At 41.1% G+C, this 10,947-nt stretch carries 12 protein-coding genes; 5 read left to right on the top strand and 7 right to left on the bottom strand.

What is annotated here, in order from left to right; translation table 11 throughout:
* Positions 1-20: 20 nt before the first annotated feature.
* From murJ to lipB, 4 genes are all read right to left on the bottom strand, one after another.
* Entirely contained in the window at positions 21-1,610 is a 1,590-nt protein-coding gene (gene murJ, locus CH352_RS10555) for a murein biosynthesis integral membrane protein MurJ (RefSeq protein ID WP_100707087.1), read from the bottom strand.
* Positions 1,611-1,647: 37 nt separating this feature from the next.
* A complete protein-coding gene (locus CH352_RS10550) occupies positions 1,648-2,352 on the bottom strand; it encodes an STAS domain-containing protein (RefSeq protein WP_100707086.1) in 705 nt (234 codons plus the stop codon).
* A 6-nt stretch (positions 2,353-2,358) separates the two neighbouring features.
* The gene (locus CH352_RS10545; protein ID WP_100707085.1) at positions 2,359-3,339 is read right to left on the bottom strand and encodes an LIC_12071 family protein; all 981 of its coding nucleotides are present in this window, start codon (positions 3,337-3,339) and stop codon (positions 2,359-2,361) included.
* A 66-nt stretch (positions 3,340-3,405) separates the two neighbouring features.
* Positions 3,406-4,095, bottom strand: a complete 690-nt coding sequence (lipB, locus tag CH352_RS10540) for a lipoyl(octanoyl) transferase LipB (RefSeq protein ID WP_100707084.1) — start codon at positions 4,093-4,095, stop codon at positions 3,406-3,408.
* Here lipB and CH352_RS10535 point away from each other — a divergent pair.
* The 3 genes from CH352_RS10535 (at position 4,073) to CH352_RS10525 (ending at position 6,004) form a co-directional block, all read left to right on the top strand.
* Positions 4,073-4,606, top strand: coding sequence for a type II toxin-antitoxin system antitoxin SocA domain-containing protein (locus CH352_RS10535; protein ID WP_100707083.1), 534 nt, complete (start codon positions 4,073-4,075; stop codon positions 4,604-4,606). The two genes, lipB and CH352_RS10535, sit on opposite strands and share 23 nt — an antisense overlap.
* 5 nt (positions 4,607-4,611) lie before the next feature.
* The gene (gene panD / locus CH352_RS10530) at positions 4,612-4,968 is read left to right on the top strand and encodes an aspartate 1-decarboxylase (RefSeq protein WP_100707082.1); all 357 of its coding nucleotides are present in this window, start codon (positions 4,612-4,614) and stop codon (positions 4,966-4,968) included.
* A 187-nt stretch (positions 4,969-5,155) separates the two neighbouring features.
* Entirely contained in the window at positions 5,156-6,004 is an 849-nt protein-coding gene (locus CH352_RS10525) for a hypothetical protein (protein ID WP_100707081.1), read from the top strand.
* A 75-nt stretch (positions 6,005-6,079) separates the two neighbouring features.
* Here CH352_RS10525 and CH352_RS10520 read toward each other — a convergent pair whose 3' ends face one another.
* Together CH352_RS10520 and CH352_RS10515 are read right to left on the bottom strand one after the other, a co-directional pair.
* Positions 6,080-6,322, bottom strand: coding sequence for a hypothetical protein (locus tag CH352_RS10520; protein WP_100707080.1), 243 nt, complete (start codon positions 6,320-6,322; stop codon positions 6,080-6,082).
* A gap of 80 nt (positions 6,323-6,402) precedes the next feature.
* Complete coding sequence (locus CH352_RS10515; RefSeq protein WP_244283360.1) at positions 6,403-6,705, bottom strand: hypothetical protein; 303 nt, start codon at positions 6,703-6,705, stop codon at positions 6,403-6,405.
* Between the two features lie 99 nt (positions 6,706-6,804).
* Between CH352_RS10515 and CH352_RS10510 the strand changes: the two genes are divergently transcribed.
* Both CH352_RS10510 and CH352_RS10505 read left to right on the top strand, forming a co-directional pair.
* On the top strand, positions 6,805-8,286 hold the full coding sequence (locus tag CH352_RS10510) for an HDOD domain-containing protein (RefSeq protein WP_100707079.1): 1,482 nt from the start codon (positions 6,805-6,807) through the stop codon (positions 8,284-8,286).
* Positions 8,273-9,073 carry an ABC transporter ATP-binding protein gene (locus CH352_RS10505; RefSeq protein ID WP_100707078.1) on the top strand — a complete coding sequence of 267 codons (801 nt, stop codon included), beginning with the start codon at positions 8,273-8,275 and terminating at the stop codon, positions 9,071-9,073. The genes CH352_RS10510 and CH352_RS10505 overlap by 14 nt, the downstream gene beginning before the upstream one ends.
* Here CH352_RS10505 and topA read toward each other — a convergent pair whose 3' ends face one another.
* Positions 9,074-10,918 (bottom strand): type I DNA topoisomerase, encoded by a 1,845-nt coding sequence (gene topA, locus CH352_RS10500; RefSeq protein ID WP_100707077.1) that lies wholly within the window; start codon positions 10,916-10,918, stop codon positions 9,074-9,076.
* Between the last annotated feature and the right edge of the window lie 29 nt (positions 10,919-10,947).

Here is a 10,947-nt window from a genome sequence, read left to right as displayed (position 1 = left end):
CGCGGATCTTCCGGGCAAAATTACTTCTTACGAAATATTTTTCCAGCTATTAACCGTATCTCTTCTATACCCAAAAGCAGACTGATTAGGAAAAAAATTGCCATGCCGGGAAAGACAGCCGCGCAAAGCGAGATCCTGGAAGAATTCGCATAACTTAGTCCTTTTTCCGAGAGAAAACCTAAAGCCCAAGGATGGACTGTCTCCTTGTATAAGAATAAAAATGCAGCCATAGCGAAAAGAGGAAGGAGCAAATTCCCAATTTTAGAAAGAAAACCTTCCCAAGGAAAAGTGACCCTATGTTTTTTTAAACTATTCGATAACAAAGTCCAAGTCACTACGGTAGAAACTGCGGATGCCAGCGCGATTGCTGAATGTTTTAGATAAAATATCAGTGAAAAGTTCAAGGTCAAGTTCAGAACAAAAGTGAATGCCTGGACCCTCAAAGGAGTTTTAGTATCTTGGAATGCATAATAAGTAGAGATCAAAACCTTATTCATACTATAGAATGGAACTGCCAATGAATAAAATACCAGAGGTATAATCGTAGTCTCCGTAGCCAAATGATCCCATCTTCCTCCATAATAAATGGAATCTAAGATAGGACCCGCCAAAATCCCGATCCCTAGAGCGGCTGGCGCAGTTAAAAAAGCTGCAAATCCTAAAACTCCCAACATTTCCTTAGGAACTTCGGAATGTTTATCTTCCTTTAAGGAAGAAAGTAATGCGGGCAAGGTTGTGGTTGCAAGTGCAACGCCAATAATTCCGGTGGGAAGCTGAACTAACCTCTGCGCATAATCTAAACTAACGACCGCGCCTAAACCTGGATTCGCGTTCTGCACATAGTTTGCTAAAAATATATCCACCAAAAGCCCTAATTGATAAAAACCGCCTCCAACTGCGGCCGGCAACATCAGTTTAAATATTTTTAAAATAGCAGGATGTTTATAATTCCAAGAGAATATCGGGCCTTCTCCATTTTTAGAAACATACCAGGCTTGGACAGCCAATTGAATAATTCCCCCGCCTACGATCGCAAAACAGAGAACTCTCACCTTAGTTAAAAGTTCCCAATCTACAAAAGGAAAAATTCCCAAAAATACAGTGAGATAACTAAGGTTCAATATGATAGGAGAAAGAGAAGGAACAAAAAATCTATTTTTGACGTTGGAGATCGCCATATAGATCGAAGATAGACTCGCAGTAACGATTAAGAAAAACAGAATATAGGTAAGTTCGACTACAAGCCCGGAATATTCTGCGGTCCCGCCGACAAGGATCGGCAAAGCAAAAGGAGAGAATGTAAATACGATTACTACGAAACTTAGTAGGATTACGAAAAGAAAACTTAATACTGCACCGCTCATTTTTCGAGCAGCGTCCACTCCTTCCTTCTCCGCATCCGAGTATAATGGCATGAAGGATTGGGAAAGAGTTCCCTCTGCCAATAAATTCCGGAACATATTTGGCAATCTATATGCGACTGAAAATGCGGAGGCCACTGTGCCTGTCCCGAAAGACACGGCCATAAAATGGTCTCGGAACACTCCTAAAATTCTAGAAATGAGGGTGTAAAAAGAAAGAGCGAAACTTCTTCTAGCTGCTTGGGACAAGAGATCCTACGTGGTCGGTGTTTCCGGCGAACTGAAACTAACCTAATAGTTTCTCCAAGTATCGAACTCCACCGGTGCGACTTACGTCAAACTGAATTCCGCAATTAGGACATTGGTGACGGCCAAGACTCTTGATCCTAAGTCTTGCTCTACAAGACTCGCAATACAAGACCCTTTCTTGGAAGTTTCGCGCCTGCTCTAAGGAATGGTCCAGATCCTTACCGATTTTAGTCTTCTCCGCCGGCTCTTTTCCATGGATTGGAACAGTACTGATCTCAGGAACATATACGTCCGACTTGCTAAGACTGGAAGAAGGACTTGAATAAAACTGGATTGGCTTAGTTTGTCTTAGAGAAGAAATACTTTCCGACTTTTCGGATCTCGTCCTTCTATCCTCAATTTTTAAAGAAGAAAGCCAAACTTCTGCGTCTTTTTCATTTTTAAAAAAGTTCGGGTTCTTATTCAAACCGAACAATCCTAAAACAAGTAAACCTTCTTCATTCCAATCGCTGAATGCAATATTACCGCCGAATTTATCGAAGAAGTTTTTTAACTCTACAAGTGCGGAAATCCCATCTTCTTCTATATATTCCACGGAACGAGAATTGACTAACACAAGTCTTTCCCCTTCTTCCCAACGAGTTTTGATAAATCGTACGAGATCGAATGCGGAATAAGAATCGAGAACCCCTTTCGGAGTTACCTTCAGTATATGTCCTAGTTTTGTAGTATGAATTTCCAAAAAAGTTTATCCTAGATAGATAGCGTCTATAATTTCCGCTTTCTCCCTATTGACTGCTTGCGCAGTAGAAGGAGCAGATACCGCAGGGGTCACCGGCACATTACTCGGAGAAACAGGAGCCGGATTTTGACTTTGGTAAGAAGTTGAAGTAGATGGATTTTCTCTCCAACGGATAGGACCTTGTGTTTGAGCAAAGTCGACCTTCTCCCATAAAGGAGGAGAAGAAGGATCCGCAATATACTTTCCATCTTGAGTAAAGGAAGTGCGAACACTCTTAATGAGTAAATGAGCAAATCCTAATATAAAAGCACAGATAAGAGCGATAATCGCATTATTCTGCAAAGTCCACCAGAATAGCTCTGTCTGTATCTTTACAAAATGTGTAAAATTCCCTCTTTCATATTTCATATGAAGAGAAGCTACCCTTTCCAATTTTTCAGGATGATATACTGCCATGGAAAGAAGAACGCTCGGTTCGGAAATTTCAGGGAAATACGGAGAAACGATCTGCATCAGTTTATCATTCTGGAATGTATTCTTTTCTCCCAAAAGGATCGGAGTTCCAATCTGCCATTTTCTCAAATGATGTGCTGCCGTATAACTTGGAGATAAAAACTTAGGTTCAGGTCTTCTTTTTACTCTAGGGTCAGACACATAATCTTCGTTAGATGATGCAAGAACGATCCCTGAATCATTAGTCAAACTAATCTCAGAAATAATAAATCCTTCCTTATCTCCCGAAGTCACTTTCACAAGTCTAGTGAATGCGAAGTTCAGATCTTCCAATCTGTCTTTGCTTAATTTTCCTTCACTGGATTTGGAGATGGCACCGATAGTGTCCCTGGCTCTTTGATCCGAAAGATTTTTGATCTGCTCGAAAGAAGCAAGAGAAGATTCCAGGAAGGCCCATGCAGAGGCTCCGGCTGCGATTCCTTCACAAATCAAAAGTGCTAAAATGAAAAATAGAATATGTTTAAAAATTTGCACCTGGGAACCTCTCTTCTTTTAAAAATCGGCCGATTTCGGCTTTTTTCTAAAGAATAAAAATCCATTTTAGGCGCGGATCTTGTCTTTAATCGGCCTTAAATTTTCCAGAAATTTGGACTGAAATGCTTGGATCCATTCCTTCTTCTTATCTTCTCCGCTCGGAAGCCCGAGTTGGGCGACTGAAATCATGGACTTCCAGTCCTGTCCGCAAGGATGGATACACTGAAAGGCGGAAAAATCGTTAGAAACGTTAAGAGCGATCCCGTAGCTAGTAAACCAAGACTTGAACAAAACTCCCATCGAAAGAATTTTACGATTGGGAGAAGTAGAAAGATAAAGTCCGGGGGCGTGAGGATTTTTCACAAGATCCAAACCCCAAACTTTCTTTGTGGAATAAATTGCAGATTCAAGCACTTGGTCCAGAAATTCCGCGATGGAAATTTCCCTTTTTTTCAAGTCCAAATGTACATAGGTAACGATCTGTCCCGGCTCATGAGCGGTATAATCCCCTCCTCTTTTTATGTATTGGAGAGAGATACCTTGTTCGGAAAGGAAGTCCTCATTTCGGAGAAGATTGTCGATATTATAATTGATCCCCCCGGTAATCGTAAGAGGGTGTTCTAAAAATAGAATCGATTCCCTTCTATTCTCCCGGGACTTTTCCTGGAAGCGAACGTAATCTTCGTACGGAAGGGGATTTTTCAGGGAAAAAGCCTGCACACTCGTATTATTTATGGAAAAGCTGCTCGAAGTCATCTCCTTTATACTCCAAAGATCTCCCAGAGGAAGAAACCGTCAGGAACTCGCAAAATTGGTCTATCTTTCTGACGGAGTATTCTTCCAAAAATACGCCAAAGTGATTACGGGGCAAAAATATATCCATTTGGAAGATTCTCCTTATCCGATGGAGCTGAATCAGGCACTTCTTCACCTGAAAGAAAATCGTCTAATAGATGTGATCCCAAAATTGACCGAGACCGGGATCTCGGGTTATTTACTAACCTGGGTAGGAACTGAGCATGAGGACGAAATAGACCTGAATCGCCAGGAAAAAAGGATCCTTCGCAAGGTTCTGGAAAATTTCAAAGGAAGCGTTTACGACGAGAACAGAGTGTATCCGAATTTGTATGAGAATTACGTGATCACTCCTCTTTTCTCGGAAATTAAGTTTAGCAAAGAAACTATTAACACTAAAATCCATTTCTTTAAGAGAAAAACGCTTTTGAATATCTCGGGCAAAATATTTAAGGTACTTTTTAGCGAGTAAACTGAATGCTCATCAATATTTGCAAAGGTAAAATCCATAGAGCCACCGTAACCGACGCTGACCTCAATTACGAGGGAAGCCTGACGGTCGATATGGATTTAGTAGATGCCGCAGGAATGTATCCTTACGAAAAAGTTTCCGTTGTGAATGTAAACAATGGATCCAGATTCGAGACATATCTGATTGAAGGCAAAAGAGGTTCCGGAGAGATCTGCTTGAACGGTGCCGCTGCCCGTCTCGGAATGAAAGGAGACAAGGTAATCATCATCTCCTACGGCTCCTTGGAAGAAAAAGATCTGCCCAAGGGTTACAAACCCCAAGTCGTACTCGTAGACGACAAGAACCATATCAAAGAAGCCTAATTTCTTAGGCTTTTTCCAAACTTTAATCCGCTGGACTAAATTTCCTAGATTCGATAGAATCGATCCGTTTTTCCGCCCGAAGCGGAATTCTTCTCATTTTTTTGAGGAAAACGAGAAGGAACGGCTAAGTTTCGAGGCTAAGAAGTCGATATTCAATATGAAGAACCGTACTGGGACAATAAATCGCATGAAATCCGTCGCAAAATTTTCTTTTATCCTATTATTCTTAATTTTGGGAAATGGCATTTCCGGCCAAAACAATGCAGAGAAGGAAAGCAAAGGTTCCGAAGGAGTGGAATACTATCCACTCGCGTATTACGACGATAGACTCTTAGTCAAAGAAGTTTCCTTCTTCCGTAGACATGCGGACAACGGAAAGGGCGAGTTTATGGACGTGATGGTAGAACTCGAGAACAGAGACTTCGACCCGGCGAACTTCTCCATTTATATTTTAGCAGTAAACGAAACTCCTCTTTCCAGAGTAGACGATCGCAGAGAACTGGTCCCCTTCCCTAAATGGAGACAGTACGATGTGGAAGAAGAAACAAAGGTAGTAAACTTCCAGAACCTGGTTCCGGTAAAACTAGACAGTAAAAACGTTTGGGGAGAGAAGAAATACGGAGAAGTGAAAAAGAGCTACGATGAAAAGATCGCGAGAGGAGAAAAAGTAAAATTCCCGAATCCGAATCTGGACACTCTGGTTCATTATCTCACTAATAATCCTAAGGATGCGCTTCCTATCGTTCTTTATGGAGAAGAAGGTCCAGCAAAAGACAAAGTGCTCGTAAGTAACTTTGTTCCTCAAACTGCAGAAGATCTGCAAAAACAAAAGCACGACACTTTAAGCAAACACACTTATACCGTATACAATGCTAAATACAAATCCACGATCTTCTCTCATCATTACACGGAGTATCGTCCTGGATATTTCACTTTTAACAAGGTGGTAGTTCTGATCTTCAACCCTCAAAAAGAGAAGAACAAACTTGTCTATCGTAAGATCATAGACATTAACGGTTTGAAATTGGTGAACTAAGACTAAAAAGACCTGAGCTTGCTTCTCAAGTCAGTATAATAAAAAAGGACCCGTTTTTGGGTCCTTTTTTTGTGCTCAGGGACTTTGACCAGATTGCGGTCTATGGTAACGATCTATGCTGCCCGGAACGAATCTTGTGGTCCAAAGTCCTCGGTCGATGTTTTTCTCCACCCAACCTTTTCCATGATCCCATCTTCCATCCGATATAAAATCGAAAAAGTAAGAGGAGTTCATGTACCGGTAGGAGTCCATGATATCTAAGATATCCCGACTCTCCGAGTCCTCAGGAGCCTCTTCGAAGTAGAAGTTGCTATCCATTCGCCTCTACCATGAATCTTTCCATCCAAATGTCCATCTTTATTTGCGTAATGAGAAAATAATCTAGGATTGGTCCCATATTAAGACTCATCCCCTGATACCTTAGACTCCGGCTCCTCCCTATTCCCCTCCCTCTGGTTAGAAATAGAATAAAGGAAAGGCAAAAATCCCTGGTTTTTTTCTGGATTAGGTTCCTTTCTTAAAAACTTGGATCGGGTCTTTCTATAAGATTGTTTGGTCTGCCTGAACTTCTCCGCCTCATCCAAAAGTCCATCCAATCGATTTTCTAGAAAAAATCTGAGTTCTTCCTGCAAATCCTCGCCGATTTTTTCGGCTCCTTTTTCTGAATTTTTTGGCTCCTTCTCCATTTCCGGCCCCCACATTATATTTTAGGTTTTCCCCGGACAAACAGGTGCCTAATCCGAAGAATGGAGCGCATTTTTTTTCTTGCGACAAGGGAGTTTAGGCCCAAATTTGAGGGAATGCTAAATCCTACAGAACTCACGGAAGCCCTCGTCTCTGGGAAAGATATCGAACTGGAATATAGATTTATTTCGGACGAGGATCACCAGCAGATTTATCTTCTGCTCTTACAGGTTTTGGGAAACTTGGACAGGTTGTTTCTCACGGAAGTGGTTTCCACCATTCTAAAAGAACTCTTGATGAACGCAAATAAAGCGAACGCCAAGAGACTTTTCTTCCTTACAGAGGGATTGAATATCAACGAAGCATCTCATTATAACAAAGGGATGAAACGTTTTCTGGAAGATATCATTCATAAATGGGATGAACAAGAAAAGGTACTAAAAGGTTCCAATTTAGCCGTGCGTCTTCGCGCAAAGATCATGAATCAGAACCTGATCTTTTTGATAGAAAATGATGCCGCACTTCTTCCCCAAGAATCCGAAAGGATCAAGGCTAGATTAGAATCGGCGAGTAAGTTCAACGATCTATCGGACGCATTCATGTCTATGGCGGACAGCCAAGAAAGCGCAGGCCTAGGACTTGTGCTCATACAACTATTATTAAAAAACTCAGGCATAGGCCCCGATAAATTTAAGATAGAAACTGACGGCAAGATTACAAGAGCGACCTTGGTGATCCCTAAACAGATCGTTCCATTGGATGTGGCCACTAAACTCAAAGACAAGATCTTTGCAGAAGTAGATGGACTTCCCCCTCTTCCTCATACTCTCACACGGATCATAAATCTTTGTAACAATCCTGATTCGGATCTAGGAGTGATTGCAAACGAGATAGAAAGGAACCCTGCAATTAGTGCGGATCTTCTAAAACTATCTAACTCTGCCGGTTTCGCGAGTAGGAATAAGGTAAATACAATCGTCCAAGCTGTTAAGGTTGTGGGACTGAAGAACGTCCGAAATCTTTTGTACGTATCGGGAGTCCGAAAGATTATGGAAGGAAGATATTCCAAACTGCAGGAAGTATGGAATCATTCCAACCTTGCGAGTTATTTCGCAAGACAGGTTTCCCAAAGAGCGGGACTCGGAAAACTTTCCGATATCGCAGCGGTCGGTGCTTTACTCCATGATTTAGGAAAATTCATTTTGCTTTCATTGGATCCAACATTATTCAAACGTTTGGCATCTTACCAAAAGCATAGAGACCTTTCCAATTCCACGATCTTAGAAGAAATTTCCACAGGCATTTCTCATCCTACCTTAGGCGCAATGCTTGCGAGAAAATGGGATTTTCCTCCTGATCTTGTTCATATGATAGAATTTCATCATAGAGCCTTCATGGCAACTAACACGATTTATACGGATTTAGTTGATTCTGTATACGTCGCAAATATGATGTGCGATTATCTGGATAAGAAAACCAGCTATTACGCAGCTGATTCGAGTATACTAAAAAAATTCCAGTTAGATGATAAGGCAAAGTTCGAAGAGACCTGCGAAAAATTAGCAAAGGCCTACGAGATCGCGAATGAAGAAAACTGAATCCAATAATCTGCTCAATTTACACGGAATAAAGTTTTATAGATCCGGGACTCCCATTTTAGACGGGATCGACTTTCAGATCAATTCCGGAGAGCATTGGGTTCTATTAGGACGCAACGGTGCCGGAAAGACCACACTTGTAAATTTGATCTACGGTTCTGTTTGGCCCACCGCAGGTAGGATCAATCTTTTTGGAGAGACATTCGGAGAAACTCCTCTGCAAATCTTACGTAATAAAATTGGGATCTTGGATTCTTCCCAGCAAGAAAGCGCACTCCAAAAAAGTCTTACAGTTTATGATGTTCTTCTCACTGGTTTTTTTCATACCATAGGTTTTTATAGAGAATCCAACGCTTGGGAAGAAAAAGAAGCAGAACGAATTTTAGAAGAGAACGGTTTCGGCGCTAAAAGAAATCAATTATTTCGCACTTTATCATCGGGAGAAAAGAAGAAGATACTCTTTTTAAGAGCGATGTGCACTTCTCCTGAATTTGTGATCTTAGATGAGCCTTGCTCCGGTTTAGATCTGACCGCGAGAGAGGAATTTATAGACTTCTTGGACGAATATAAGAAGAATCGAAACTTCACTTCTATTTACATCACTCATAGGATCGACGAGATCCCTCCTTTTTACGAACATGCAGCTCTTTTGAAGTCAGGCAAAATTTTATTTTCAGGTGAGATCAAAGAAGCATTCAGTTCTGCACGACTTTCAAATCTATATGATCGCAAGGTAGAAGCGGAAAACCGTAACGGCACCTGGGTTGCAGTCACCGAGAGAAAGTAATCAAAGATATTCAGCGTAATCGCAAGCGGGAAATCTAGAACAGATATAATATTCTTTCTTTTTGGGAGATTTTTTTCTAACTCTCTCACCCTCTTTGCAAACAGGGCAAATTCCATACTTAGGCGTTTTCGGTTTTTCATTTAGCTGCTTATTGATCGCAATTATATTCGTTTTCTTTAATTGAGAATCCAAAACAGAGTAAAATTCAGAAAGCACCTTGGATCTACTTTCTTCTCCCGAAGCAATAGAATCCAATTTTTGTTCCATTTCGGAAGTAAATTTTTCTCGAAATAGATCTGCGAACGCAGCCTGAAGAAATGCATTCACTTTTTCTCCTAGAGTCTCTGAATATAATTTTCCTTTTTCCGAATATACGTATTTTCTTTTATATAATGTTTCCAGGATAGAAGCAAATGTAGAAGGTCTACCTATCCCTTCTTTTTCTAGTTTAGAGACGAGACTTGCTTCCGTGTATCTGGGAGGGGGTTCCGTCGTCTTTTCTTGGATTTCCCATGGATCTGGAGTGAGAGTTTCTCCCTTTTTCCAAGAGGGAAGTACGTCGGGGCTTAGATTATAGATCTTTTTATAACCAGGATCTATAGTAAAAAGTTTTTCTCCTTCCCAAACTTCTCCACCGCCATTTGCTACAAATTCTAATCTTTTCCATGTTTCCGGTTTCATTTGAGAAGCGACTGCACGTTTCCAGATCAGTTCGTATAATTTTTTGGAATCTTTACTCAGATTACGATCAGCAACTTCGAGTACAAAAGAAGGTTCTAAAAATACATCCACAGGTCGGATTGCTTCGTGAGCATCCTGAGACTTCCCTTTCGTTTTTTTGAGCCTGTAAGTTTGGGTTTTATCCGATATGAATTCTTTTCCGAATTTGGACGCGATCTTTCTGCGGATAGAATCTCTCGCCTCTTCTCCGATCCGAACTGAATCTGTTCTCATATAAGTGATAAGCCCTTGGGATTTTCCTTTTCCCAGATCCGTTCCCTCATACAATTCTTGCGCGAGTTTCATTGTTTTAGAAGCGGAAAATTTTAAGACTCTGAAGGCTTCCTGCTGCAAAGTTGCAGTAGTAAAAGGAGGTGGAGGTAATGTTTCTCCAAACTTTTCCTTTCTTTCAGCGACCTGCAATACTTTCGTTTTTTTTAATATAGAATCCAAGAATTGAGATGCGTCTTTTTGCGTGATAAACGCGTCTCTTTTGGAATAAAAAACGATCCTTTCATTTTCTCCAGATCCATAAAATACTGTGGCGGAAACAAGCCAGGTGGTAACCGGAATGAAACTACGGATCTCTTCCTCTCTTTCGCAGATCCATTTTAGAGCGACAGACTGGACTCTTCCTGCTGAGAGACCTTCTCCGCCTACTGCTCTCCATAAAAACGGACTGACCTTATATCCGATCAGTCTATCTAAGATTCTTCTTGCTTTTTGGGAATCTACCAGGTCCAGATCTATCTCATCCGGTTCTGAGATTGCCTGTAAAATTTTGTCCTTCTGGATCTCTTGGAAACGAATTCGGGAGATCTTTGCCTTCTTCCCTAATTTTTGGGCCAGGATATATCCTATAAATTCTCCTTCTCTGTCCGGGTCGGTTGCTATGAGTACAGAAGAATGAGATTTAGCCTCTTTTAAAATGGATGATAGGACTTTCTTTTTGCCTTTGAGAGGAACATACTCCGGCTCGAAATCTTTTTCTATTTTGATCCCGATCCGATCCGTAGGAAGATCCAAAATATGTCCGAAGGTGGCGAGCACCTTATACTCTTTTCCCAAATAGGAAGAGATTGTTTTGACTTTGGTAGGAGATTCTACAAGTACTAGGATGGACATTTTGGATCGGGCCGAAAATCCGACCCTTC

This window comes from Leptospira hartskeerlii, from assembly GCF_002811475.1.
Classification (GTDB): Bacteria; Spirochaetota; Leptospiria; order Leptospirales; family Leptospiraceae; genus Leptospira_B; species Leptospira_B hartskeerlii.
This window is presented reverse-complemented; position numbering and strand designations above follow the sequence as displayed.

Excerpts from the sequence above, each read along its gene's own strand:
- CH352_RS10505 (WP_100707078.1), top strand. The coding sequence starts at position 8,273 with ATGAAGAAAACTGAATCCAATAATCTGCTCAATTTACACGGAATAAAG.
- CH352_RS10510 (WP_100707079.1), top strand. The coding sequence starts at position 6,805 with ATGCTAAATCCTACAGAACTCACGGAAGCCCTCGTCTCTGGGAAAGAT.
- CH352_RS10520 (WP_100707080.1), bottom strand. The coding sequence starts at position 6,322 with ATGGATAGCAACTTCTACTTCGAAGAGGCTCCTGAGGACTCGGAGAGT.
- panD (WP_100707082.1), top strand. The coding sequence starts at position 4,612 with ATGCTCATCAATATTTGCAAAGGTAAAATCCATAGAGCCACCGTAACC.
- CH352_RS10535 (WP_100707083.1), top strand. The coding sequence starts at position 4,073 with ATGGAAAAGCTGCTCGAAGTCATCTCCTTTATACTCCAAAGATCTCCC.
- CH352_RS10515 (WP_244283360.1), bottom strand. The coding sequence starts at position 6,705 with ATGTGGGGGCCGGAAATGGAGAAGGAGCCAAAAAATTCAGAAAAAGGA.
- lipB (WP_100707084.1), bottom strand. The coding sequence starts at position 4,095 with ATGACTTCGAGCAGCTTTTCCATAAATAATACGAGTGTGCAGGCTTTT.
- topA (WP_100707077.1), bottom strand. The coding sequence starts at position 10,918 with ATGTCCATCCTAGTACTTGTAGAATCTCCTACCAAAGTCAAAACAATC.
- CH352_RS10525 (WP_100707081.1), top strand. The coding sequence starts at position 5,156 with ATGAAATCCGTCGCAAAATTTTCTTTTATCCTATTATTCTTAATTTTG.